The following is a 26,468-nucleotide window of genomic DNA, read 5'->3' as shown; positions in this document are numbered from 1 at the left end:
CATGGGAAAGGTACTTGTTATAGATGACGAGAAGGCAATCCGAAATACCTTAAAGGATATACTAGGTCTAGAGGGTTACGATGTGCTTCTTGCCGAGAATGGACCTCAAGGTATTGAGCTGTTTGCAAAAGGAGGTATTGACATTGTCTTTCTTGATATAAAGATGCCAGAAATGGACGGAATGGAGGTCTTGGATAAGCTTCAGGAGGCTGCCCCAGAGGTTCCTATCATTATGATATCGGGTCATGGTACTATAGAAACAGCCGTGGAGGCAATAAAAAAAGGCGCGTACGACTTCATTGCCAAACCTCTCGATCTTAACCGTATCCTTATCACGCTTCGTAACGCAACTGACAAGACCAGCCTTGTGCAGGAGACAAAAAAGTTGAAAAGCAAGGTTAATAAAACCTTCGATATCGTAGGCGAATCGGATGCTATCAAACGGGTTAAAGAGGTAATCGACAAGGTTGCTCCAACAGAAGCACGCGTAATGATCACCGGATCAAACGGAACAGGTAAAGAGCTCGTAGCACGCTGGTTACACGAGAAAAGCCAAAGAGCAGCAAGTTCTTTTGTAGAGGTAAACTGCGCTGCAATCCCCTCAGAACTTATCGAAAGCGAGCTGTTCGGCCACGAAAAAGGCGCTTTCACCTCCGCAGTAAAGCAGCGAAAGGGAAAATTCGAACAGGCTGATGGCGGAACGCTCTTCCTCGATGAAATCGGCGATATGAGCCTATCTGCACAGGCTAAGGTGCTCAGAGCACTTCAGGAAAACAAGGTTAGCCGTGTAGGTGGCGACAAGGATATCAACGTAAACGTCCGCGTGGTAGCGGCAACCAACAAAAATCTTTTAGAGGAGATTGCCAAAGGCACCTTTAGGGAGGACTTATACCACCGTCTAAGTGTTATCCTCATTCACGTCCCCTCCTTGGTCGATCGCCTCGAAGATATTCCATTGCTGGCCGAACATTTTCTCGATTTAATCAGCACCGAATACAGCATGCCACGCCCCAAAATATCAACCGAGGCTATTGCCGAGCTACAGAAGCTGAAATGGACAGGAAATGTCCGCGAATTTAGAAATGTAATCGAACGCTTGATGATATTAAGCGGCAAGGAAATTAAGGCAGATGATGTAAAAATGTACGCATCTCCCCAAATGAACTAAGCAAAAGCACCATAAAAAAGGCTCGGAGATCATCCGAGCCTTTTTTATTTCATATTATGTCGCTATTTAGCGCCAGCCTCTATCCACTTACTACGATCTGGTGCTGCTGGCGGAACAACCTTCTTCACAGGCTTCTCCTGCAGCTCCTTTAGAAGGGTCTCTACTGCCTTTTGGATGCAGGCATCCTCGCCTTTCACCATCTCCTCTGGCCTATCAACCACCTCGTAGTCTGGCGAAACGCCAACACCCTCAACTATCCATTCGCTATTCTCATTAAAGACTCCAAAACGGGGCACAGAAATATAGCCGCCATCAACTAGGCGTGCATTTCCGCTAATACCTACCAACCCACCCCAGGTGCGGGTTCCGATAAGCTTACCTTGACCAGTTTTGCGGAAGAAGTAAGGTAGCGCATCTCCACCCGACGAAGAGTAGCCATTAATAAGCATTGCCTTAGGCCCATCATGCGCAATTGCTGGCGACTTGGTTGGCAGCAAACCATTACGATGCCAGTAAACTAGCGTACGACGATTTAGCAGGTTAATCATACGATCAGGAATAAATCCACCACCGTTATAGCGGTCGTCAATAATCAGCGCCTCCTTATCGTGATAAGCATACATTCCTTTAAATAGCTCACGGTTGCCCTCTACGGCCGTATTAGGTAGATAAATGTAGCCAATACGTCCTCCCGAAAGCTTATCAACCATTGCCCTGCGCTCGTTCACCCAGCTTAGATGCATCAGCTCAAGCTCGCTATCTATCGGTTTTACGGTATAAGTACGTGCGTTGGCTCCGTTACCTGCAGCGCTAACTTCCAGCTCTACCTGTACATTTGCCTTATTTTCTAGAAACTCATAAGGATTATCCTTTAGGGTTACATCGTGCCCGTCAATGCTTAGAATGTAATCTCCCTCCTTTACGTTAATCCCCTGCTCTGTTAACGGCGAGCGTAGTTCTGGATTCCAGTTCTCTCCCTTGTATATCTTTGCTATCTTATATCGTCCTGCAGCGTTATCAGCAACCAGCTGTGCTCCTAGCAGTCCTGTTTCCACACGCTTCACGCGCTTAATATCTCCCCAATCTACATACGAGTGCCCTGCATTGGCCTCCGAAACAACCTCGTTAAGCAGGTAGTCTAGGTCAAAGCGAGAAGGAACGTAGGGAAGCAGCTCTCCGTACTGCTGCTTAACCTTAGCCCAGTCTACTCCGTGCATATTGTTCACGTAAAAGAAATCGCGGAAAATACGCCAGCCATCAGTATAAATCTGATTCCACTCCTGCTGCGGATAAATCTTCATCTCCAGCTTATCCAAATTCAGCATTCCGGCACCCGCTTTCTGTCCAACACCAACTTTGGCTATACTGTAGTTGTCCTGCGATTGGTAAATAAACGACTTACCATTGGCACTAAGAACAACATTCGAGGCACCATCCATTATCTCTTCGGCCTTTTCGTTGGCTATATTGTAGCACATCAGCTTACCCTTCGAAGAGTATAGAACTCCATCCTCGTTAGCTCCTACAATCGAGTAGCCTCCTGCATTTAACGGAAGAGCCATCACCCTACCATCAATACCATCAAAATCAATCTCAACATTGTTTTTAGTCTCTGGCTTAGCAGCCTCTGGGGCCTTTCCTTTGGTAGGTTTCTTTGCCTCATCAGCAGACTTTACCTCTATAGGCTCTACGTCATTCTTCACCTTAACGAGCGAAGAACCGTCATTCCTCAACGAAACCGCATATATTTTAGCCGCATTATTGTAGATGTAGTCAAACTCGAAGCTAGAAAAGGCAAGGTTGAAATCACGGTTGGATACAAAGAAGATAAACTTACCATCGCGACTAAATACCGGCTGATCGTTATCGTAAACCGAATTCAACAGCTGGGTAGATTTGCCCGATTCTACGTTGTACACCCAAATGGACGACTGACCGTTGCTAGCCTCCTTAGTATAGGTTATCCAGCGGCTATCTGGCGAAAAAGCAAACGACCTAATTTCGTTCATCGTTGCATGATCAATAGCCACCTGCTTACCCGATTCAACGTTCAAAAGCCACAAGTTAAGGGTTCTATCGCTGTACACAAGGTATTGGCTATTGGGCGACCACTCCGCCTCATACTTCCACGATTTGGAGTTGGTAGTTAGCTGCCTAGGCTTAGCGCCCTTCTTATTTTCTAGGAGATATACCTCATACTCGCCGCTTGCATCCGAATAGTACGAAATGTACTTACCGTTGGGCGACCACGAAGGATAAATTTCGCGTGCATCACGCGTTTGTGTTAGATTTTCAACAATCCCATTTTCTGCTGGAACCGAAAAAATATCCCCTCTTGCATCAAATAGCGCACGTTTTCCCGATGGGGAGATGGCGTAGCTATGTATATCATCCTTAACGTTCTTATAGTATGGAAGTAAGTTTGGATTATCGAAGCTGATATTTACCGTAAGCTTCTCCTCCTTACCCGTGCTGGTATTCAGCTTAAATAGCCGTCCTCCATTCTCGTATACTATCCAGCCATTCTTACCCGAAGGCCACATCACATCAAAATCCTTATGAAAGGTTAGCTGCTCTTCCTTTTTTGTTTGGGTATTATAGCGGTATATGTTTAGGCGTAAATCCCTGTCCGAAGCAAAGAAGATGTCGCTCCCCATCCATATTGGCCACTGATCTGAACCTGCAAAATGGGTAAGCTGCTCCGAGGTGTTGTTGGCCAAATTGTAATTCCAGAGTTCGGTTGCGCGCCCTCCTTTATAGCGTTTCCACGTACGAAACTCCCTGTCTACAGGCGTAAAGCAAACCTGCTGCCCATCTGGCGAAAGCGCAGCAAAACCACCATTTACTATTGGCAGCGGTTTTTCCAACCCACCATCCATGCTAACAAGGTAGTACATCCCGTTACGGTCTCCAAACGGGGTACGGTTTGCCCTTATCATAATCTGCTTGCTGTCCGATGTCCATCCCAGCACCACGTTGTCGTAACCTCCACGTGGGGGCATTACTCCCACCGAGTTGTAGAAGGTAAGCTGCCTAGCAGCACCACCCTCTGCGGGCATTACCCAAATCTGACGGCTACCAGAATACTCTGCCGAAAAGGCAATCCATCGTCCATCAGGAGAAATCTTTGGAAACAGCTCCAATCCTTCATGAGAGGTCAGGCGTCTTTCGTCTCCTCCGTTAGCATTCACCGACCAAATGTCTCCGGCATACACAAAAACGGCCAAGTTGCCGTTTATGTCCGGGTAGCGCATAAGCCGCGCATCATCAGTAGCCGAAGCTGCAAATGATAGCCCCACAAACGCTGCTACCAATAGTTTCTTAATCATAGCGAGTAGCTTGTTTAGTTAATATGATTAATGACGTAAAAGATTTCCCAATGTACGAAAAAGCCGTATCGTTTAACAAAATTTACGGATATAAATACATTGGGGCTGCTACTCGCCTACTCGCTACACCTCCCGACTAGCTCCAAGCTCGGAGCAGCCGCAGCATAATGCTACCGCCCTATAGTACGGATATACAGCTCCTCAACCTTAGCTCTTGCCCAAGGTGTGCGGCGCAAAAACTTCAGGCTCGATTTTATGCTCGGCTCATTCTTAAAGCAGTTTATGTTAATCCGCAACGAGAGCTCCTCCCAGCCAAATTTATCCACCAATGCGGTAACAATAGCCTCTAAGGTCAGCCCGTGCAACGGATTATTCTTTTGTTCCATAGGTAATATTTTTGTTGTCAAAGGTACTAAAGTGTTTAATCAAATTCAGCATTCCATTAGTACCTCAGCGCAATACTCTAACGCTGCTAACGACGTCATAGCACCCGCAACCCTAAAATTGATCACCACATGCTAACTTTCGAACCTCACAGCCAACACTTCGAATGCTTCTGCCTCCATCTCGAACGCCGCTGCTCGCAAATAGGATAACGCTGCATGTTAATAGAACGCATCTGACTCTAAATTGAAGCTAATTGTCACCATCTCGAATACTATTGACAGCAGTTAGACAGTAACAAACCATAAATTGATGGACACTTTCGCCATTTAGATTGCTACTGCTCCAAGTTCGAAAGGCATTCACTCAATTTCCATCTTAGCTTAAGCCCATTCTTTTAGCTATTCGCCCAACTATCTTAGCGTTCAACGCGTCTGTTACATCTACTTATAAAATACACAAAGCCGTTTTGCAGCTTAACATCAAGCAGCGCCCCCTCCATTTTTGGCACAAACATTAATACACATCCACTTTTTTACGTTTACTACATGAAGTGCATATTAAAGCATAAAGATCGAAGCATAACACCCCATCCTTCCGCCTCAATCATAGGTAAAAGCAACCTTTAATTCGCCAACAATACGTCTACTACAACGCCATCAGGCGCAGCAGATTAATGCTACATCCCACCAATATAATTCACAAAGTTAAATTTTCAAAAATCTATTGCGCCGAATATACAACCCGCCTTAACTTGAGGTTGATAATGGTCAGTCACACTAAAAAAATTAAGGAGATGAATCGAAAACAAGAAGGTAAGTACATCATGGGCCTTGGCCTGTCCGATTTAGTCAACAACAACGAAGAAACGATTGATAAGATTCCAAACTTTAAAAAATACTATGTTAAATATTTAGAAAACTTAGCCTGTATAGGAAACAACAAAGGAAAGCAACGTGTAAACAGGAGCGGAGTTAAGGATAGCAAAAAGGAGCTGCGCAATAAGCTCTCAAAAAGCAGCATAGACACTAGCAACAAACTTGCTGCCTATGCTATGGTTACCAACAATAAAATTCTCTCCAAGGAAATTCACGTCACAGAGTCCGAATTGCTAAATGCCTCCGACTCCAAGCTGCTCGACATGGCGCTAATACTCCACGCCAAAGCTACCGAACATAAGCAAGGGGCAGAAACCTACGACATCACCTCCGAATACCTCACCAACCTCTACTCCCTCATCGAACAGTTTCGTCAGGCAATCCCTTCTACAAGAGCTCAGGTAACAGAATCTAAAGCAGTAACCGATCAGCTCAGTCAGCTATCCAAAGAGAATGATGTGCTGCTCGAAAATATGGATACGCTAGTAGAGGTCATCAAGTTTTCCCATCCCGAATTCTACAGTAAGTACAAGGATACCCGTAAGGTTATCAACCTTACCGCAGGTATGATAGCCCTTACCATAAATATAACAGGCGACGACAATGGCGAAGCCATAAAGGGTGCAACAGCAACTATTCTACCTGCTTCAAAAGAGAATGTAAACATGGCTGATCTCACCTCAAAGCCGCTGGTTAAAAGGATAGCTAAGAATGGAACCATCCGTATTAAGCATCTTCCTAAAGGAACATACATCATTATAATAGAAAAACCAGGTTACGAAACCGTAACGCAAACAGTCACCATATCAAGTGGCGATAAGGTTGTTGTAGAGATAAAATTAACCAAGAGTCAGCTCGCTAAACCAGCCCTTTAAATACATCAAAGGCTACCAGCATCGGTAGCCTTTTTTATTCTCCTCCTGTAATACCTTAACATCAAGTTTCAAACTAAACAACAAAAAAGTAGGCATGGAAAGAATCCATGCCTACTAGCTTATACTATCGCTTTAACAGCTACTGAATCTTAGGTCCTTCACCAAAGTTAGGTGCAGATTTATCACTCCAAACTCTTTCCGAGTTAAGCAGGTTTGGCTTCTCTATAATTCCAAACGTAAAGCCTTGTCGTGCGGCTGCGTCTTTAATATTCTTGAACATTAAATCCGTTGGACTAGGACTCGAAATATCAAATCGTCTTGGAACATAGTTGTTGCCCTGTGGAGCAATATTGGTCCAAGCCAGAATCGTACTGCCTACCTTTGGAACCCCAGAGCGGCGTACCGCTGCAAACTGGTCATCTGGCTGATACATGAAATGTAGGTATTCTTGAATGTATACCTTTTCAAGCTGCTCAAGCGTGCTCCCGGTTAGCTTATAATCCGCATTTAGCATCATAGCCTCAACCTCACCACTCTTCAGCGCAATAACTTCCTCTTTTGGATCATAAGTGGTAAAGTAGTAAGGCACCTTATTTAAGTTGGCAAGCTTATCGTACGCCCTAACCGACAGCTCAACACCCTTGTTATAGTAGTATTCCGCCGACTGAGGAAGGGTTGCTCCATACAGCTTTAGCTCTGCCAAATACAGGTTCACCTCAGCAGCCGATAGGAATAACCCATACCAAGGAGTTGGATTCTTATCTTGAACAACAGATGATCCAGGGATATCTGGATAGGTATACTCTACACGTCCTCTAACCATTTCTTCTTGGAATGAAGCGTAAGGCGTATAGGTTTTCTCCGATCCATTCAACGAAATCTTCCATCTAGTAAAGTCAAAATAGTCAAAATACGCTGGATCATTCGCTGCGTTATACCCAGTTGGTAAACCGTAATAACGAACCCAAGGCTCGCCTAATCCTTTCCAACTCTTGAACGTCTTCTTTCCATTCCCGTCAGTTGTATACTCTACATTTTGTTCAATATAAAATGGCAGAGGGGTCCCAGCATCAAAAAAGCCTTGCACAACCTTCGAGTTAAAATCGTTCTTATTGTAGAAAAACCTTACTCGTGGATCTTTATTCTTTATGAGAAGGTCTACAACTGGTTTTGATCCGGCTCCAGATGAAACGCTATTACCAAAATGGTACGCATTATCGCCATTGTCGTCACCCACAATACCTGTAGCTCTATTGTACACAAAATCATCATCTAGACTACTAAGCAATCCAGCGCTATTATTTACCGCTTCCGCTGCTATTTCAAGAGCCTTCTGCTTATTCACGCTCAAATAGCGTACGGCCAACTTCAATTTCAAAGAGTTAGCAAACTTAGCCCATTTGGCAACATCTCCTTTGTAAACAAAATCTTGACTGCCTAACGATACCTGGTTAGTTGCTTTAAAACCTTGAAGTGCAAGATTCAACTCCGACAACCATAGATCATATAACGACTCCATGGTATCATACTTGGGTGCTAGTATTACAGGGTTAGAGTACTTAGCCATACATGCCTCCGTGTAAGGCATATCTCCATACATATCTGTATCAAACATCCCGAGGTAAACTAGCAAAGGATAGAACATGCTCTTCACACTTTCATACTTCTTTGCCTCTTGAGGATCCATCTTTGAAATAACAGATGAAACCTCTCGAAAATACTTCAATACTTTTATAGTTTGATAACCTTGGTCGCCAACCTCTCCCTGCTTATTGAAGTTATCAGCAAACCCACCTGTCGGTGTAAATGCTTGACACCACTGTTGAGTATACCTTGCATTATAAAACCAAAATAGGTACCCTGATGGTTCAAACTCTTGTAAACCTTTGGTGAATAAAGCGGGAACATTCCCTTTCGTTACTGTTGCTGGATCAATATTTATATCAGAGAAGTCCTCTTTACATCCAGAGAAGAGAGCACCCAACAGGGCAACTCCTACTATTATTGTTTTACATCTCATTGCTATACAAAATTTAAGGGTGTATTAGAATCCTACGTTAAGCGTAAACATGTAATTCGCCGTGTATGGACTAAAATTACGCACACGGAACTGAGTAGACTTCGTACCACGTACTGATTCCGGATTTTCGTTATTTGGCATTGTATTATACAAATAACCAAGATTGCGAGCACTAAAGGCTATACTCATGTTCTTTGCTCCAATTTTAGAAAAAATACTCTCAGGCATATTATATCCGACTGAAATCTCTCTCAGAGCTATGTAGCTCAACTTTTTATACCAATTGTCATTCAATGTGCCTGTACTCCATGAATTACTCCAATAGTGATAGGCAGAAGCATGTACTGGATCTACAAAACCTTTCTTGTATGCTTCTTCGTAAGTCATACCTCCCACGTTCTTACTCGAACCATCAGGCATTTTTATTACCTGTCCTTCTGCAAATACGCCATTTGGAATCATCCCGTCTGTATAAACCTTTCCATCCCAAATACTGGTAAAGGTCATACCTCCATGAGAAGGATCTCTCCATTTAAGAGACGACTCTGAGACTCCATAAGCGGTGGAATATCTTGAACCAAATGAAGCGATATACCCTCCAAATCGGGCATCAAGCGCAATTCTCATACTCAAATCTTTCCACTTCAAGCCTGTAGACACAGAACCAAGAAAATCAGGCGTAAGCTTTCCAACTTCCTGGACAACACCACTTCGAGCTGGATAAGCAACCCTAAAGTCATCCCTCCACTCAAATACAGTCCGCCCATTAGCGTCTTTTTTAGGAGCAATATCCGACATCAGTAACCCGTAAGAACCGCCCGCTTTTGCAACTGACCCAACCCTGTAGTTACCATAGTTGGTGTAACCATCCAGAGAAATAAAGTCGGCAACATACTCATGAAGCGAAATAACCTTATTCTTGTTTTTAGTATAGGTAAAATCTAAGCTCCACTCCCAATCCTTCGTCTTTATGGGTATAGTATTGAGCGATATTTCTACCCCCGAGTTCTGAATATTCCCTGCATTAATCAGCATCTTATCAACTCCAGAAACAAAAGGAACAGAAACCTCCATAATCTGATTCTTAGTATTCTCCTTATAGTAGGTTGCGTCGAGATTTAGCCTGTTAGAGAAGAACCTCCAGTCTAATCCCACCTCCCAAGCATTCTTGCGCTCTGGTTTTATATTCGGTTGAAGACCAAGGCTAGAAATAGTCAACCCATAAAAATAATCGTCCTTAAGCCAAGTATTATTGGTATAACCTTGGTTAATCTTGTATGGCTCGGTATCGTTCCCTACCTGCGCCCATGATGCACGAACCTTGGCAAAAGAAACCCATTCAGGCAATTTTAAGCTTTCAGTTATAATCCACGATCCATTTACCGATGGATAGAAGTAGGAGAAATTTCCGGTTTGATCTGCATACACAAGAGCAGACGACCAGTCATTACGTCCAGTTACGTCTACATAAATCTGATTACGCCAACTTGCGCTTGCCTGAAAAGCAACCGACATCATGCGCTTTGTTTCTCCTGGTCCACCTGAAGTTGCAATACCCTTTTTGCCATTTTTCAAGAAATATTGTCCTGGTGTTATTAGACCTTCTATGGTACTAGCACTTAATATCTGCGATTTGGTATCAAAGAATTCACCACGCAAAAATCCGCCTACAGTCCAATCTCCAAAAGTTTTATTCATCATAAACGTAGCATAAAGGTTCGCCTGTTCCTTTGTATATTGGCGTATAGAGTAAGCACCTCCATCGTTTGCATACCCTGTTCCAAGATACTTCCCTTCTCCCCTGATATAATAGTAGTTATAGTTACCTTCTACTTTAAATTTCAACCAGTTCAAAAGTTCTGCATCTAACGATAAAGTTGGCCTAACATTCGTCTCTTTTTGTTCGTTAGAATTCTCGTAAATAGAAAACCAAAGATCAGTCCCTGGATTGTAACCATTAGGGTCATTATAAGAAGTACTAGGAAGCCCACCATGAAGCCCTTTGTAATCTTTCATGTATTGCTTGGTATCATACATTCGTCCAAAAATGCCTTGCGAAAAATAGTCCCCTATATTGGGTTGCGGATTTTTAGGGACAGAATTGGCAAATGATATTGATGCTTCAACCTTTACCTTGTCGCTAATCTTTTGTGACGCTTTGGTTAGCAATGCAAACCGCTCAAAGGAATTTCGAGGAAGTGTTCCCGTTGCTTTTTTATACGAAAGCGAAGTATAGAACACGGTTCTCTCATTTCCTCCCGTAATCGCTAGATTGGTATTGGTATTATATCCTAAACTATAAGCATCTGTATAGTTATTCTTCACAGGGGCATACCTTATCATAGTCCCATTATAATCTTCAATCATAGTAGAACTATATTTCGAAAAGCTTGGACCAAAATGCCTATTTGAAGAACCATAAGCTGTAGCTGCTCTTAATGATGGAATGCTATTCGAATTCAAATAAAATTGGTTCGCATTATCATACTTATAGTAACCTCCTGTTGCTGGATTTTTCTGCCCGTAACCAACATTACCGAAGTAGTTTCCATTACCATACTCATTTTGCATATCAGGTGCCGCAAACACATGATCAATTCCAAAGGTCTGCGTTAATGTTATACCAAGCCCTTTCCTTGCTTTCCCATTTTTAGTGGTAATAACAACAGCACCATTCAGTCCTCTCGACCCATAAAGTGCAGTCGCCGCAGCCCCTTTTAGCACGGAAACCGACTCGAAATCATCTGGATTAAGATTCTTCAGTTCATTCCCAAAATCATTCGAATTTCCATCCCAGTCGGCATCGCCCGAGTTCGAAACATTGTTATCCAAAATAATCCCATCCACAACATAAATAGGCTGGTTGTTCCCTTTTAAGGTAGATGCTCCACGAATCTGTATTTTAGTCGAACCAAACATACCTCCATCAGAATTCGCAATCTCAACACCCGCAACCTTACCTTGAAGTGATGAAACAGGATTGATGCTGTTCGTCTTTAGGTCATCGCCCTTCAGCTCCGTAACAGCATAACCTAAGGCTTTCGTCTGCCTTTTGATACCTAGAGCCGTTACAACAACTTCATCCAGTTTCTTTGCATCGGGCTTGAGCTGTATGTCAAAAACATTTTTACCCGCTAAAACAACCTGCTGCGACTCATATCCAATAAATGAGAATACTAAAGTCTTCGCTCCTTCTGGAAGTTTTAGGCTGAACTTGCCATCAATGTCTGTAATGGCTCCTACACCAGTTTTTTCTTTCACCGAGACATTTACGCCTGGAAGTGATGTTCCATTCTCGGCATCCTTAACTGTACCTGTAATGGACTTCTGTGCAACCGCGCTACTAAGTAAGGCGATGCACAACCCTGTTAATAAAAAAACCTTTCGCATAAGCTTGTTCATTTAAATAGTAAGAACTGCTTGCCACTGTTGAGTTAAACTTCGCATCTGTGGCTGTACGCAAAGCTGTTTAGATTAGTTATTTAAAACTTTATACAAAGTATTCAATTCAAAAACATACGCGACAACAATCTTTTGTTGTCAGACAAGCTCCTCTTTCTTTCTTACAGTTGGCATAGATCGTAGATTTAAAAAGTTATTGGCTCTTATTTCAGGCTACCTATAGCAAGATTTAGCACAACTTCTGCATTCGCCCCAATCTCCAGCTTGTGACCTGGGCCAAATGGCATTGCTCGCGAACCAACTCTTGAAGCAACCTGTTCGGCTCTTCCTCTTAAGAGCCTTTTTAAAACAAATACAAATACAACTGGCACTGGCAAATTCCCAAAACAGGCATTTACAGCCAGCTTACTACCAATCTTAAGATTCAAAACGTTACCTATTAACCAAACGAGCGCATCTTTTCAATATAAACAGTTGCACTCATTATACATCATTAACAAAACAAACAATAAAAAGGTTAATCAAACTCATTAGTTTTTTATCAAAAAATATAACAAGCTATATTTTTAACAATAAAACAGTTATACAGACATTAAAAACATCAGACAACATCACGTTTCCCACTAAAACTATCTCGTGAAAAAGTTCATATTTAACACTAACTGCAACCTATCAACAGGAAATGACTTTCCATTGATAGTTAGGATTAGCGTTTAAATCGGCTTTCATCTCGTCAAAATCAACCTTATCATTGCAACGTCCCACCTGTCGCTTCTCTATTCCTTTCATGCTGTACTCCTCTATTTTTATCTCTATTTTTATTCCTACATTGCAGCATAAGCTCTTAAGTATGATCCAACCAAATCCGAACCTGTACTCAACATTAAGTAGCGAGCTCCGAGGCATGGTAGAACTGCACGCCACCTCCAAAAGCTACCAAGCCGGAAAGCACATTCTAAAAAAAGGAGGTCTCGTCAGTTCTGCGGTAATTATTACCTCTGGCATTGTCAAAGTTTTTCGGGTCGACGAGAACGACAACGCCCACTTCCTCTATTTTTTAACAGAGGGGGAGCTATGTGTACTCTCAACGCTATGCTGCATGCGCATCCGCCAAGCAGATATGCGAGCCATTGCCTTTACAGACTGCGAGGTGATGTACATTCCCTCCCCCAACCCTGAGAATTGGATGCAGCAATACCCTGAATGGAGCCTCTACGTCATGCAAAGCTTCAATAGACGTATGAGCGAACTTCTCGACACCTTCGACAGCGTTGTCTTTAGCCATCTCGACGAAAGGCTGATCTTTTACCTTCGCCAGCACTACAAGGTCACTGGCGAAATGCTCAGCCTCTCCCATCAGCAAATTGCCGACGAGGTAAACTCCTCCCGCGAGGTCATATCCCGCTTGCTAAAAAAGCTCGAGGATGCTGGCTACGTACAGGTCAACCGACTATACGTTAAAATACTACCAGCCATCAACAGCAGCATCCTTGGCGTGTGATAAATGTCACCTTCAAATGCAAATATTTTAGATAGATTTGCTCAAACCAACAGATCAACCTATGATAAAAATCACCAACAAGTATGCTAGATGGGCAACCGGAGCCGCCTTAGGAGTTATAGCAGGCCTTCTATACTGGCGATTTATTGGCTGTAATTCTGGAACATGCCCCATAACATCCAACCCATACAACACTATGGCATGGTTTGCTGTTATAGGCGTACTGCTGGTTCCTTCTCGGAAGGAGAATAAAGAAGAACAATCAAATAAAAACAATTAATAGGATGAAAAAAGTGCTTTTACTTCTCGGTATTGCGATGGCTATCTCCTGCAACAGCAATGGGGAAGGCAATAAATCGCAAGAAGCTACCGAAAACGTTGCTAAGAAAGTTTTACCAACTGCTAGTGTCAAGCATATAACCAAGGCGGAATACCTTCAGCTGGTATACAACTACGAAAAGAACCCAAAAACCTTCGTTTATGAAGGTAAAATTCCCGCCATTGTCGATTTTTATGCCGATTGGTGCGGACCATGCAAGCGCGTAGCTCCCATTCTCGATAAGCTAGCCGCCAAGTATGCTGGCAAAATTAACATCTATAAGGTTGATGTTGATGCAGAAAAAGATTTGGCTGGAGCTCATGGCATCCAAAGCATCCCAACCATGATCCTATTTCCAATGGGCGGACAGCCACAAGTCGTTCAAGGCGCTCTACCCGAAGATCAACTAGAAGCAGCCATCCAACAGGTGCTCTTAGCTCCACAAAAAACAAACTAACAATAAAAAAGGATGGCCCTCCTTTGAGAGGCCCATCCTTTTTCACCATCTTATCGACATTTTTATTCATCTCGTCGATATTTTTTGATTCCCAAAAAAACCTACCTTAGATTTGTTTTCATAAGCTAAAAAATCGCATTATGAGAAAAATCTATTTTTTGTTCATTGTTACTGCTGCAGTAGCAATTACCAGCTGCTCCGACTCTAAAGTAAAGTCGTTGCAACCCTTCTATACCGATAACACGCTAGTCACAAAACCTCACATTGAAGGAGATTGGTTAATCTATTATGGAGATACTTCTTCCATAATGAGAATATCGAAGTTCACCTATCGCAGAGATTCAAGCACTATTATCTACGCTTACAAAATTTCAGTATTAGACGTAAAGAGGAAGATACAAACTAGCAACACCCTTCCAAGCAATCCTTTTCAAAAAATAAACGGAGAATACTACCTTTCTAGAAAAGAATACAAATCAAGTACAAAACACCCTTCTTCTCTAGACAAAAGCAACAAAGACACCACAACTCTGTTAGCCCATCTCATTAAACTAAAAAACGGGGCATACTATTTTGACCTGACGAAATTCAGCGATTCAAATTCAGAGAACTACTCGATTCACATCCACCAAATAGCGAAGCTATCCATTAAAAAAAATATCATTATAATGCAAAATCCAAACGACAACTTCTTCACAGAAAGCATCAAAAACAATAAGGTAAAGATTCCTAGACAGAACCTGAAAAGCGTTTCAACCTCAGGAAAAGTCGATAGTTCTGTACTAATAACTGCAGAGCCCAAAAAGTTGCAAAAATTTCTACTTAAGTACGATGCGAAACTCTTTGATAAAAACGCGACCCCCATTCCTCTAAAACGAATTGTTGTTTCTAAATAGCCAAGCAATGCTAAAAAATCGCTTTTTGCTGCATACAATACTTTGTATCCTTGTTTTTTGGATAATGCTTAAGTTAACAGCTGATGAAGCCACTCCAAACTACGCTGACTATCTTTATGCTGGCATACTCATAATCCCCATAATTCTTCTAGCATATCTCAACGGGCTAGTGCTACTTCCAATATTGTTCAGCAAAAAGCGATTTGCCAGCTACTTTGCTAGCATCATATTTGCTACACTCATTTTCTCAACCCTTGTTTATACCCTATTTGAAATATTTCTAGGACTTATATACCCATCTTTTATATTCGTATCAATCTTCGGTTTTTTCGATTTGATTTTTTTAGGGACCACCACAATTACCATTTCCTCCTTGCTTTACTTCACTATATCATGGTTTAATTCCGAACAGCAACGCAAGCAGATGGCCATCCTTCTTCAACAAAAAAGTGATGCAGAACTTAAATTGCTAAAGTCACAACTCAACCCTCACTTTCTATTCAATACGCTCAACAGCATCTATGCACTAGTACTCCGCAAGTCAGACTCTGCTGCAGATGCCCTCATACAGCTATCGGATATCATCCGTTACATGGTATACGAAACAGGAAGTAGTCGCATACTCCTTAGCCGCGAACTTGAAGTTCTTCATGCGTATGTCGAATTGCAGCGAATGCGCCTAAATTCAGACACCAAAGTTCTTTACCAACAAAACGGGAATCCTGATTCAAAACAGATCGCCCCAATGTTGCTTTTTCCTTTTGTCGAAAATGCCTTCAAGCATGGAACTAAAAGCGCCATAAAAAATGCCTTTGTACATATTTCTATTGATCTAACCGAAGATTGCGTTAAGCTCTATATTCAAAATTGCAAGAGGAATATACCCAATGATGGCACAGAAGTAAGCGGGGTTGGTCTAAACAACGTAAAGCAACTACTTGAATTAACATACCCTAATAATTACAAATTAAAGATTGTTGACAAGCAAAATACATTTAGCATTAACCTTACAATAAATCTATTAGTATGAATAAAATTAGCTGTGCCATTTTAGATGACGAACCTCTAGCCCGCGACATTCTGGAACAGTTTGCGGCAGCCAACAGCAAGTTAAACCTAATCGCAACGTTTTCTAATGCCGTTGACTTAAAAGAATTTCTAAAGAAAGAAAAAATAGACCTGCTCTTTCTTGACATCAACCTACCCGAAATATCAGGGATTGAACTCCTAAAGATGCTACCAGCCCCTCCAATGGTTATATTCACAACTGCATACCCTCAATATGCCGTCGAGGGATTTGAGCTAGACGCAGTAGACTATCTTGTTAAACCAATCTCTTTTGCACGATTCCAAAAAGCAGTTGCCAAAGTTACGAACCAAAAATCCTCGACTGAAATTACCTTTATTATGCTGAAATCAGATAAAAAAATGTACCGCATAGAGCTAGATTCAATCCTATACCTCGAATCGGTAGGCGACTATGTAAAGATTTGTACCCAGAATAAAAATCTAATAGTCCACGATACCATCAAAAACATTCACCTAATGCTAGGATATAGTCTGTTTACTCGAGTTCACAAATCCTTCGTAATCGCAATCAAAAAAATCAGTTACATCGAAGGTAATATGGTAAAAATTGGAGAAACGCTTATTCCTATAAGCCAATCGTACAAAGAGAACTTCCTAAAGATGCTGTAAACAAAACAGTTTATCATCAATACTGCTAGCCTATTATAAAGAAAGGAGCACCTGTGTACTCCTTTCTTTACTCTATTTTATCGCTTTACGATCCTCAATTTAGCAAATTTTAGAAGCAACGTCTTGCTACCAGCCATCGAGAAATTGACGGTAGCCTTTATTTCAGGCAGGTTACCCTCCAGCTTTTCAACCTTCCCAAAACCAAAACGCTCGTGCTCTACCTCCATCCCAACTTCGATTTCGCTCATATCAGCAGGATCGGTAATTGCCACAGCAGGTTTATGCTGAGGGGGTGGAGCAACAGTCCGTTGTGCCGAAATGGTGTTTGTTTTTGCCTTAAAGCCCTGAATGCTGTAGCTATTCTGACTGCCGACTGATGTGCTGGCTGCTCCACCCCAACGATCATCGGGATTATCAATATAGCTGCTATCTATTTCGTTTACAAAACGACTAGGAACACAGCTGGTTATATTGCCCCATTTATAGCGCGTCTGCGCATACGAAATGGTTGCAGTTATTTCTGCTCGCGTCACAGCAACATAAAATAGCCTACGTTCCTCCTCCAAATCATCCTGAGACTGGGTCGACATTTGCCCAGGGAAAAGATTTTCCTCCAATCCAACCAAAAAGATATGCTTAAACTCCAACCCTTTGGCAGAGTGAACCGTCATCATCGAAACCTTATTTTTATCTTCAGGTTTTTCGTTATCAGCATCAGTCAAAAGGGCCACATTTTCCAAAAATCGGTCGATGGTAATCGGCAACGGCTCCCCACTTTCTTTAGCGTTTTCCTCAAACTCTCTAATACCATTGAGCAACCCTTCCAAGTTCTCGAACTTCGAAATCCCCTCGTTGGTTTTATCCTCCTTCAAATCCCTCAGAATACCCGACTGCGTAGCTACTGTAAGCGCAAAATCGTAGGCACTCTCAGTGTATACAGCCGCCTTAAGCGTGTTAACAAGTTCCGCAAACTCTCCAAGTTTTTTTATTGCGGCCCCCTTTAGTCCAACCTTATCTAATGGTGCTTGGGTAACAACTGTCCATAAGTTGGTGCTGTTGGCTGCTGCGGCTTCCTCCAAACGCGTAATTGTAGTATCTCCAATCCCGCGCGCCGGATAGTTGACTATCCGTTTAAATGCCTCATCATCATTATTATTGATAATAAGACGCAGGTAGGCAACCATGTCCTTAATCTCCTTGCGTTGATAAAAGGACAATCCACCATATATCTTATAAGGAATGTTCTTTTTCCGAAGTGCATCTTCAAAAATACGCGACTGAGCATTGGTTCGATACAAAATTGCAAAATCCTTATATTCACAATGGGTATTATATAGGATATCTGATATCGACCCTGTCACCAAAAAACCCTCTTCTTGATCGGTGTATGCCTTTAACACTTTAATTTTTTCGCCAACATCCTTCGCCGAAAATGAAGTTTTCTTCAGCTGCTTGCTATTTTTTGCAATAATACTATTGGCTGCATTCACAATCGTTTGTGTCGAACGGTAGTTCTGTTCCAACTTAAAAAGCTTATAGTTGGGATAGTCGTTTCGAAAGTTGAGGATATTCTCGATTTTTGCCCCGCGAAACGAGTAGATACTTTGAGCATCGTCACCTACCACACAAAGATTTCCGTGCTGCTCCGAAAGTTTTTTCACTATTAAGTACTGTGCCATGTTGGTATCCTGATACTCATCAACCAATATGTACTTAAAAATATCCTGGTATTTTGTCAGCACATCTGGATGATCTCTAAATAGCACATTCGTATTTAACAGCAAATCATCAAAATCCATAGCACCTGACAGGTAGCACTTTTGCATATACTTTTTGTAAATATCGGCAATCCGTGGACGGCGGTTAGCAGCATCCATAGTAACCAAACTCGACGTATTGGCATAAACGGCAGGAGTTACCAGATTATTCTTTGCTAAGGATATGCGGCTATGAACCTCATTCACTTTATACACCTGCTCGTCAAGGTTCATCTCCTTCACGATCGATTTAATCACGCTACGCGAGTCGGAAGTATCGTAAATGGTAAAAGTTGAAGGGTAGCCAAGTTTATCTGCTTCGGCCCTAAGTATACGCGCAAAGATGGAGTGAAATGTTCCCATCCAAAGATATTTGGCCTTTTCACCTACTACCGTCCGGATACGTTCTTTCATCTCAGCCGCAGCTTTATTGGTAAAGGTTAGCGCAAGTACGCTGTATGGATGAATTCCGTCGGCCAGCATATTGGCTATACGAAACGTGAGTACGCGGGTTTTCCCCGAGCCTGCTCCCGCAATTACCAGCGTTGGCCCCTTATAGTTTTCCACAGCCTGACGCTGTACATCGCTTAATCCTTCTAAAAATTCCTTCGACACGTTCTGTTCGTTTACATTTCGTCACAAAGGTACCCACCCTACAATGTTATACCAAATGATTTTGTAAAATAATAGGAAGAACTAAGAATCCCAAACCTTTCACCAATAAGCCACCTCCTTTATTCTATACTCAAGATTCACCATGACCCTCCCTCCTTCCACTTCCTCCAAAGCTAATAATTCAGAAATAGAAAAGTAGAATAAGCATAAAAAAAGCCGTAGTCTCCTACAGCTTTCTATTTTATTATTAGATTCTAGTTACCCATTTCAGACATAAATTTCACTCGAATCAACCGAATTTCTTCTTCCGAATAATCCTCCTCTCCAAGAAACTCCAACGCCTCTTTTACCGATTCAGATTTAGCTTCCGACCTGAAATAATCGAGCACCTCATCAACCTTGTCTTCATCGACATTGTCGTTAATATAGTAATCGATATTGATACGAGTCCCAGAACTTACAATTGCCTCCATTTCGGTGAGTAGTCCATTCATATCCATACCCTTCGCTTTGGCAATATCTTCAAAATCCATCCGTTTATCAATACTTTGGATAATAAAGACTTTATTAAGCGACTTGTTGGCTACCGACTTTACAATCATATCCTGAGGCCTTTCAATTTCATTCTCCTCAACATACTTTTTAATAAGTTCGACAAACTCTTTCCCGAACTTTTTCGCCTTCCCTGCACCAACACCTGCTATATTCTGCAGCTCATCCATATTAATTGGATACTGGATGGACATATCCTCCAACGAAGGATCCTGAAATATCACAAAAGGAGGTAAATCGAGTTTCTTCGACATCGAACGACGCAAGTCTTTTAGCATTACAAACAGCGCCTCATCCGCGGCACCACCACCTTTGGCAGCAGCCTGCCCTGCAACCTCTTCCTCATCCCCCTCCTCAAAATCATGATCCTTTGCCATCATTATGGTATAGGGTTCTTCTGCAAATTTCCTTCCTTTTTGCGAGATTTTAAGCAGCCCGTAGTTCTCGATATCCTTGGTTAGTAAATGATGAATTAGCATTTGACGAACAATACCATTCCAGTATTTCTCATCCTTCGATTTGCCGACACCAAATAGCTCGTTATGATGATGCTTATACGTTTTTATACCTGATGTTGGGTTGCCCACTATAAAGTTAACAACATGGTCTGCCTTAAATTTTTCTTGAAGTTCTTGTATTACCTCTATCATTTGTAGAACAGACTCCTGCCCATCAAACATTTCTTTTGGATTCAAGCAGTTATCACAACATCCACAGTTTTCTTCTTTATAATCCTCTCCAAAATATAGCAAAAGTGACTTCCTCCTGCATACCGACGATTCTGCATAGGCAACCGTATCCTGCAGCAGCTGCTTTCCTATTTCTTGCTCCGCAATTGGCTTACCGTGCATAAACTTCTCCAGCTTTTGTATATCCTTATAGCTGTAAAAAGTAATACACTTTCCTTCTCCACCATCACGTCCCGCTCTTCCCGTTTCCTGATAGTATCCTTCTAAACTTTTAGGGATATCATAATGGATGACATAACGAACATCTGGTTTGTCAATTCCCATTCCAAACGCAATGGTTGCTACCACCACATCCGTTTCCTCCATCAAAAATTTATCCTGATTTTCTGATCGCGAGTTAGAATCGAGACCAGCGTGGTAGGGCACTGCCTTTATCCCATTAACCTTTAAAGCATCGGCTAACTCTTCCACTTTTTTACGGCTCAGGCAGTAGATTATTCCCGACTTACCGCTATTAGCCCGAATAAACTTGATGATTTCTTTCGTTGCATCATTTTTCGGACGAACTTCATAGTATAGGTTTGGCCGATTAAATGAAGATTTAAAAACAGAGGCATCAAGCATTCCTAAGTTCTTCTGAATATCGTGCTGCACTTTTGGTGTTGCAGTTGCCGTTAAGGCAATCAGCGGAGCTTTCCCTATTTCTGAGATAATAGGACGAATTCGCCTATACTCAGGGCGAAAATCGTGTCCCCATTCCGAAATACAGTGAGCTTCATCTATTGCATAGAAAGAAACGTTTATTTGCTTGAGGAACAATATATTCTCCTCCTTAGTAAGAGACTCTGGAGCCACATAAAGCAACTTCGTTTTTCCGTCAAGAATGTCTTGCTTTACCTTATTAATGGCCGTTTTAGAAAGAGAAGAGTTTAAAAAGTGGGCTATCCCATCACCCTCTATAAAACTCCGCATAGCGTCTACTTGGTTCTTCATCAAGGCAATTAAAGGCGAAATAACGATTGCCGTACCATCCAGCATCAGCGCAGGAAGCTGATAGCATAGAGACTTTCCTCCACCTGTAGGCATGAGTACGAACGTATCATTCCCCATTAGCACATTACGAATAATGCCCTCCTGGTTTCCTTTAAAACTTGTAAAACCAAAGTATTTCTTCAAATACTCTAAAAGAGTAACGTCAACCTTATCTGACATAATTAACCCTCTAAAATTCTGCTTTCATTGATTTAAATACCAGCTGCCATGCACGTACTGTAACAAAGTTAACTAAAGAACAAGCGTTTAACAACGACACCGCAGCCGATTTGCAAAAGTTAACACTAAATCAATTCCTATTCCAACAGCATATAAATGATTGATTAAAACAAGTACCTTTGCATATCTAAAGTAAGCAAGAGAATCATAAAAAAGCAAGAGTTATGGAAAATAACTTCGACATAAAATTATTTGCCGCCCAAACTATCCTCGAAGAGGCAAAAGCAGTCGAAAAATTAGCCGAATACATCGATGACGAGTTTGAACAAGTCATTGATTTAATATACAATTGCAACGGACGGGTTATCGTTTCGGGCATTGGCAAAAGCGCAATTATTGCCAGCAAAATTGTAGCCACTATGAACTCCACTGGAACTCCAGCATTCTTCATGCATGCTGCAGACGCAATACATGGAGACCTTGGACTAATCCAGCCCGAGGATGTTATCATAATCCTCTCCAAAAGCGGAAACACTCCCGAAATAAAAGCGTTGGTTCCCCTTGTAAAGAACCTTGGAAATAAGCTTGTGGGAATGGTTTCGAGCACCGACTCCTATCTAGCGTTAAACTCCGATTTCGTTTTAAGAGCAACGGTAGAGAAAGAGGCATGTCCGAACAACCTTGCGCCAACCTCTTCAACAACAGCGCAGCTTGTAGTTGGAGACGCCTTAGCCATGACGCTTCTGAAATTAAAAGGATTTACGGCCGCAGATTTTGCCCGTTACCATCCAGGGGGTGCTTTAGGAAAGAAGCTCTACATGCGCGTTGGTGACGTTGTCGCAAGAGAAATCCCCCAAGTATCCATCGACGAAAGAATCAGACCTATTATTATAGAAATATCTTCCAAAAGACTTGGAGCGACAGCCGTAATCGACCATTCGGGAAACCTTGCGGGCGTAATTACAGATGGAGACCTCCGCAGAATGCTAGAAAAGGGGAACGATGTTACCAACCTCACAGCAAAAGAAATTATGACCATCAACCCTAAGACCATCAGCATAGACGAGCTTGCTATAAACGCATTCGACAAAATGGAAAAAAACAAGATAACCCAACTTGTAGTTCTACAAGATGGCAAATATGCAGGAATGGTTCACATACACGACATTCTAAGAGAAGGGATCGCTTAATAGATTATACTATTTAAAAGTAAAAGGGATGCTACTTAGCATCCCTTTTACTTTTACTAATAAAAATGAAACAAAACGGCAAACAACTTAAGCTCTATTAACGGAAAGTTGTTTACCCATCATTACAATAGTTGTAACTTTCGTTTTCATTAAGAAAAAGCTAGATATGCAAAAAAGGATTTCAACATTTTTCGCTCTTGTTTTCATACTACTTCTTACCCCGACCATATCTTTTGCCCAAACAACAAAAGTAAAAGGAAAGGTCATTGATGCTACAACAAAAGAGCCGCTCCCTTTTTGTAACGTATCCTTCATTAAGTCAACAATAGGAACCATCACTGATCAAAATGGTTTTTTCTCCATCGACACAAAAACACCGACAGATTCAATTGCTATACAATATGTTGGATACAACAAAAAGACATTTCCTGTAAAAAAAAATGGAGTAAACACCTTTACGGCAGAACTTGATCCTCTAAATTACGCCCTACAAGAAGTCATTGTTCGTCCAGGAGAAAATCCCGCTCACGCCTTTCTACGCAACATTATCGCCAACAAGGATAAAAACAACTACGCCAAACTTCCGTCCTACAGCTACAGCGCCTACACTAAAATGCAAATTGATGTCAACAATATAAAAAGCAACCTAAAGGATAAAAAAATCCTCAAACAGTTTCAATTTGTATTTGACTATATCGACACTAACAAGCTCACCGGAAAAACCTATATTCCCATATTGCTCTCAGAAACCATTTCTGACTACTACTACAGCAGCTCTCCCAAAAAGGAGAAGGAGCTTATTAAAGCAACCCAAACATCCGGAGTAAACAACCAAAGCGTAGCCCAATTTACTGGACGCATGTACCAAAATATCAACGTATATGATAATTTCATCAACTTTTTCGATCAAGGTCTAATAAGTCCACTCAATAATAACGGACTCTTTTACTACAAGTACTACCTTCAAGATAGCGCCTATATCAACGGGAAACGGTGCATTCGAATGACCTTTGTTCCAAAAAGAAAACAAGAACCTACATTCACCGGTGAGATGTGGGTACACGACTCTACCTACGCTGTTGTAAAGGTTGTCATGCAGCTAAATCGTAATGCAAATATAAATTGGGTGAAAGACATGGCCTCGGAGCAAGTTTTCGAGCCGTTAAATGACTCTTTGTGGTTCCCTAAGAAAAGTTCACTTTTTGTTGATTTCAAAATAATAAAAGGAACTGTTGGCTTTTTTGGACACAACACAAGCGTCGTCGAAAACGTAAAACTGAATGTTCCTTTTCCTGATTCGACCAAAAAGAGTTCTCCGAACATCATTTTAGACCCAAAAGCATTAGATAAACCAACCGATTTTTGGAGCCAAAACCGTCCAGTTGAACTATCAGATCAAGAAAAGGGAATCTTTAAGATGGTACAACAAGTACAAGAGGTTCCCCTATTTAAAACAGCAACCAACATCACCAACTTGCTCATAAACTACTACTACCCAATTGGATATTTCGAATATGGCCCTTACTATCAAACCATTAGCAGCAATAAAATTGAAGGAAACAGAATAAAATTAACAGGTCGAACGTCAAACAAATTCTCCAAGACAGTTATGGTTGGAGCATTTGTGGCATACGGATTTAAGGATGAAGAATTTAAATATGGAAGCGACTTGCTATACATGTTTAGCAAAGAACCACGCATAACAGGATATGCACAGTACAAAAAGGATATTGAGCAAATGGGATTAAGCCCCTTTTCGTTGGCCGAAGACAATATTCTCACATCCATACTTCGAAGAAATCCGAACTACAAGCTAAACATGATAGAACTCACAAAAGTTAGATTCGATTACGAATGGTTACCGGGTATTAGTAGTGGCATAGAGGTAGCATATCGAAACATCAAACCTTCTGATTTTGTGACATTCAAAAAATACGACGGAACAATAGACACCCACCTGCCTGATGCAACGATATCGCTCAGTACTAGAATTGCAAGAGGCGAAAAGTATGTACAAGGAGAATTTGAGAGAGTTTCTATGGGCAGCCAAAACCCAATCATAAACATCAACGCGACATTTGGACTAAAAAAGGTAGGCGGTTCTAAGTATAGCTACACCATGCTCAATGCCAACTTAGTCCACAAACTCAGTTTAAACCCATTTGGATACCTTCGCTATGCCATAGAAGGAGGAAAATTATTTGGCACCGTTCCCTACCCTCTTCTTAAGCTACACGAAGGAAATGAAACCTACGCACTCAATCGCTATGCCTTCAACATGATGAACTATTACGAATTTGCAAGCGACACATGGGGTAGCATCACTCTAGAGCACCATTTCAACGGACTATTTCTTAACCACATCCCACTCATGCGTAAGCTTAAATGGCGAGAAATAGCCTACGGGAAAGCACTTGTTGGAGCACTCTCAAACGCCAACAAAACTAAAGAGTACGCCTTTCCTATTGGATTAATGGAAGTAAACAAGCCTTACTACGAAGTGGGCGTTGGTATCGAAAATATCTTTAAGATAATTCGCATTGACGCCATTTGGAGATTAAGCCATCTCGAGAATCCTAATATTGATAAGTTCGGTATTAGAGCAGGACTTCAGATTATTTTCTAAATTTGCGAATTGCAAAATCGAAGACAATGAAGCTATATAGCAAAAATCTAGTTAAACGATACAAGGCACGCACAGTCGTAAAAGGAGTGTCAATCGAGGTCAACCAAGGTGAGATTGTTGGACTTTTAGGCCCCAACGGGGCTGGGAAGACCACCAGCTTTTACATGATTGTAGGCCTCATCCGGCCCAATGAAGGTGAAATTTTTCTGGATGACGAAAATATCACCAACATGCCAATGTTTATGCGTGCGCAAAAAGGAATCGGTTATCTAGCACAAGAAGCGTCTGTCTTTCGAACATTAAGTGTTGAAGATAACATTAAAACGATCCTTGAGCTAACGAAACTATCCGCTGAGGAGCAAAAGGAAAAGTTAGAATCGTTACTTAACGAATTCAGCCTCCAAAAAATCCGCAAGAGTCTCGGCATACAGCTTTCTGGAGGAGAACGACGCAGAACGGAAATCGCGCGCTGTCTAGCAATAGACCCAAAATTCATTCTTCTTGACGAACCATTTGCAGGTGTAGACCCTATTGCGGTAGAAGACATTCAAAGCATCGTAAAAAAGCTGGTTGAAAAAAATATCGGAATTATCATTACAGACCACAACGTGCACGAAACGCTATCTATCACAGACAGAGCATACCTTTTGTACGATGGAGAAATCCTCAGAAGCGGCACCGCAGAGGTTCTTGCAGCAGACGAAACTGTTCGAAAACTTTACCTTGGACAAAATTTCGAACTTCGAAAATAGCGCACAAACAACTAAAGTATCCAAAAGCATAAAACAAGCAGCATTTCACTCTTTGAAGTTGCAGTTTTTCCGTTACCTTTGCAGCGCAATTCCGATAACGAACGCACCTGCGGATGTGGCGTAATTGGTAGCCGCGCCAGACTTAGGA

General features: G+C 41.7%; 18 protein-coding genes. 11 read left to right on the top strand and 7 right to left on the bottom strand.

Translation table 11 applies throughout. The features are described 5' to 3' along the window. Position 1: 1 nt before the first annotated feature. Positions 2-1,168, top strand: coding sequence for a sigma-54-dependent transcriptional regulator (locus L990_RS11920; RefSeq protein WP_047449485.1), 1,167 nt, complete (start codon positions 2-4; stop codon positions 1,166-1,168). A 62-nt stretch (positions 1,169-1,230) separates the two neighbouring features. Here the strand turns inward: L990_RS11920 and L990_RS11915 are convergent, their stop codons facing one another. Next, a complete protein-coding gene (locus tag L990_RS11915; protein ID WP_047449482.1) occupies positions 1,231-4,497 on the bottom strand; it encodes a S41 family peptidase in 3,267 nt (1,088 codons plus the stop codon). A gap of 170 nt (positions 4,498-4,667) precedes the next feature. After that, positions 4,668-4,883 (bottom strand): VF530 family DNA-binding protein, encoded by a 216-nt coding sequence (locus L990_RS11910; RefSeq protein ID WP_047449479.1) that lies wholly within the window; start codon positions 4,881-4,883, stop codon positions 4,668-4,670. A 794-nt stretch (positions 4,884-5,677) separates the two neighbouring features. Between L990_RS11910 and L990_RS11905 the strand changes: the two genes are divergently transcribed. Continuing rightward, on the top strand, positions 5,678-6,634 hold the full coding sequence (locus L990_RS11905; RefSeq protein ID WP_047449477.1) for a carboxypeptidase-like regulatory domain-containing protein: 957 nt from the start codon (positions 5,678-5,680) through the stop codon (positions 6,632-6,634). A 139-nt stretch (positions 6,635-6,773) separates the two neighbouring features. Here L990_RS11905 and L990_RS11900 read toward each other — a convergent pair whose 3' ends face one another. The 3 genes from L990_RS11900 to L990_RS11890 form a co-directional block, all read right to left on the bottom strand. Beyond that, the gene (locus L990_RS11900) at positions 6,774-8,654 is read right to left on the bottom strand and encodes a SusD/RagB family nutrient-binding outer membrane lipoprotein (protein ID WP_047449474.1); all 1,881 of its coding nucleotides are present in this window, start codon (positions 8,652-8,654) and stop codon (positions 6,774-6,776) included. A gap of 24 nt (positions 8,655-8,678) precedes the next feature. After that, the gene (locus L990_RS11895; protein WP_047449471.1) at positions 8,679-12,056 is read right to left on the bottom strand and encodes a SusC/RagA family TonB-linked outer membrane protein; all 3,378 of its coding nucleotides are present in this window, start codon (positions 12,054-12,056) and stop codon (positions 8,679-8,681) included. Positions 12,057-12,259: 203 nt separating this feature from the next. Next, positions 12,260-12,484 carry a hypothetical protein gene (locus L990_RS11890; RefSeq protein WP_047449469.1) on the bottom strand — a complete coding sequence of 75 codons (225 nt, stop codon included), beginning with the start codon at positions 12,482-12,484 and terminating at the stop codon, positions 12,260-12,262. Positions 12,485-12,906: 422 nt separating this feature from the next. Here L990_RS11890 and L990_RS11880 point away from each other — a divergent pair, with 422 nt between their 5' ends. The 6 genes from L990_RS11880 to L990_RS11855 all read left to right on the top strand — a co-directional run bounded on the left by L990_RS11880 (position 12,907) and on the right by L990_RS11855 (position 16,927). Beyond that, complete coding sequence (locus L990_RS11880; protein WP_197057277.1) at positions 12,907-13,557, top strand: Crp/Fnr family transcriptional regulator; 651 nt, start codon at positions 12,907-12,909, stop codon at positions 13,555-13,557. 61 nt (positions 13,558-13,618) lie between these two features. Beyond that, positions 13,619-13,837, top strand: a complete 219-nt coding sequence (locus L990_RS11875) for a DUF6132 family protein (RefSeq protein WP_047449463.1) — start codon at positions 13,619-13,621, stop codon at positions 13,835-13,837. Positions 13,838-13,841: 4 nt separating this feature from the next. Next, complete coding sequence (gene trxA / locus L990_RS11870; protein ID WP_047449460.1) at positions 13,842-14,333, top strand: thioredoxin; 492 nt, start codon at positions 13,842-13,844, stop codon at positions 14,331-14,333. A 140-nt stretch (positions 14,334-14,473) separates the two neighbouring features. Continuing rightward, positions 14,474-15,229, top strand: a complete 756-nt coding sequence (locus L990_RS11865; protein ID WP_047449458.1) for a hypothetical protein — start codon at positions 14,474-14,476, stop codon at positions 15,227-15,229. Between the two features lie 64 nt (positions 15,230-15,293). Then, positions 15,294-16,259, top strand: coding sequence for a sensor histidine kinase (locus L990_RS11860; RefSeq protein ID WP_231562276.1), 966 nt, complete (start codon positions 15,294-15,296; stop codon positions 16,257-16,259). After that, positions 16,256-16,927, top strand: a complete 672-nt coding sequence (locus L990_RS11855) for a LytR/AlgR family response regulator transcription factor (protein ID WP_047449452.1) — start codon at positions 16,256-16,258, stop codon at positions 16,925-16,927. Before L990_RS11860 ends, L990_RS11855 begins: the two co-directional genes overlap by 4 nt. A gap of 77 nt (positions 16,928-17,004) precedes the next feature. Here L990_RS11855 and L990_RS11850 read toward each other — a convergent pair whose 3' ends face one another. Then, entirely contained in the window at positions 17,005-19,299 is a 2,295-nt protein-coding gene (locus L990_RS11850) for an ATP-dependent helicase (RefSeq protein WP_047449450.1), read from the bottom strand. Positions 19,300-19,553: 254 nt separating this feature from the next. Further along, a complete protein-coding gene (recQ, locus tag L990_RS11845; RefSeq protein ID WP_047449448.1) occupies positions 19,554-21,752 on the bottom strand; it encodes a DNA helicase RecQ in 2,199 nt (732 codons plus the stop codon). Between the two features lie 224 nt (positions 21,753-21,976). Between recQ and L990_RS11840 the strand changes: the two genes are divergently transcribed. The 3 genes from L990_RS11840 to lptB all read left to right on the top strand — a co-directional run bounded on the left by L990_RS11840 (position 21,977) and on the right by lptB (position 26,320). Next, positions 21,977-22,942, top strand: a complete 966-nt coding sequence (locus L990_RS11840; protein ID WP_047449445.1) for an SIS domain-containing protein — start codon at positions 21,977-21,979, stop codon at positions 22,940-22,942. A 166-nt stretch (positions 22,943-23,108) separates the two neighbouring features. Next, entirely contained in the window at positions 23,109-25,568 is a 2,460-nt protein-coding gene (locus L990_RS11835; RefSeq protein WP_052180957.1) for a DUF5686 and carboxypeptidase-like regulatory domain-containing protein, read from the top strand. Between the two features lie 26 nt (positions 25,569-25,594). Further along, positions 25,595-26,320 carry an LPS export ABC transporter ATP-binding protein gene (gene lptB / locus L990_RS11830; protein WP_047449442.1) on the top strand — a complete coding sequence of 242 codons (726 nt, stop codon included), beginning with the start codon at positions 25,595-25,597 and terminating at the stop codon, positions 26,318-26,320. The last annotated feature ends 148 nt before the right edge of the window (positions 26,321-26,468 follow it).

Source organism: Alistipes sp. ZOR0009 (assembly GCF_000798815.1).
Taxonomy (GTDB): Bacteria; Bacteroidota; Bacteroidia; order Bacteroidales; family ZOR0009; genus Acetobacteroides.
Note: the sequence above shows the minus strand (reverse complement) of the source record. Positions and strands in the feature narration are given on the sequence as shown.

Excerpts from the sequence above, each read along its gene's own strand:
- L990_RS11835 (WP_052180957.1), top strand. The coding sequence starts at position 23,109 with ATGCAAAAAAGGATTTCAACATTTTTCGCTCTTGTTTTCATACTACTT.
- trxA (WP_047449460.1), top strand. The coding sequence starts at position 13,842 with ATGAAAAAAGTGCTTTTACTTCTCGGTATTGCGATGGCTATCTCCTGC.
- L990_RS11865 (WP_047449458.1), top strand. The coding sequence starts at position 14,474 with ATGAGAAAAATCTATTTTTTGTTCATTGTTACTGCTGCAGTAGCAATT.
- L990_RS11840 (WP_047449445.1), top strand. The coding sequence starts at position 21,977 with ATGGAAAATAACTTCGACATAAAATTATTTGCCGCCCAAACTATCCTC.
- L990_RS11905 (WP_047449477.1), top strand. The coding sequence starts at position 5,678 with ATGAATCGAAAACAAGAAGGTAAGTACATCATGGGCCTTGGCCTGTCC.
- L990_RS11910 (WP_047449479.1), bottom strand. The coding sequence starts at position 4,883 with ATGGAACAAAAGAATAATCCGTTGCACGGGCTGACCTTAGAGGCTATT.
- L990_RS11855 (WP_047449452.1), top strand. The coding sequence starts at position 16,256 with ATGAATAAAATTAGCTGTGCCATTTTAGATGACGAACCTCTAGCCCGC.
- L990_RS11915 (WP_047449482.1), bottom strand. The coding sequence starts at position 4,497 with ATGATTAAGAAACTATTGGTAGCAGCGTTTGTGGGGCTATCATTTGCA.
- recQ (WP_047449448.1), bottom strand. The coding sequence starts at position 21,752 with ATGTCAGATAAGGTTGACGTTACTCTTTTAGAGTATTTGAAGAAATAC.
- L990_RS11875 (WP_047449463.1), top strand. The coding sequence starts at position 13,619 with ATGATAAAAATCACCAACAAGTATGCTAGATGGGCAACCGGAGCCGCC.
- L990_RS11860 (WP_231562276.1), top strand. The coding sequence starts at position 15,294 with ATGCTTAAGTTAACAGCTGATGAAGCCACTCCAAACTACGCTGACTAT.
- L990_RS11920 (WP_047449485.1), top strand. The coding sequence starts at position 2 with ATGGGAAAGGTACTTGTTATAGATGACGAGAAGGCAATCCGAAATACC.
- L990_RS11895 (WP_047449471.1), bottom strand. The coding sequence starts at position 12,056 with ATGAACAAGCTTATGCGAAAGGTTTTTTTATTAACAGGGTTGTGCATC.
- lptB (WP_047449442.1), top strand. The coding sequence starts at position 25,595 with ATGAAGCTATATAGCAAAAATCTAGTTAAACGATACAAGGCACGCACA.
- L990_RS11880 (WP_197057277.1), top strand. The coding sequence starts at position 12,907 with ATGATCCAACCAAATCCGAACCTGTACTCAACATTAAGTAGCGAGCTC.
- L990_RS11900 (WP_047449474.1), bottom strand. The coding sequence starts at position 8,654 with ATGAGATGTAAAACAATAATAGTAGGAGTTGCCCTGTTGGGTGCTCTC.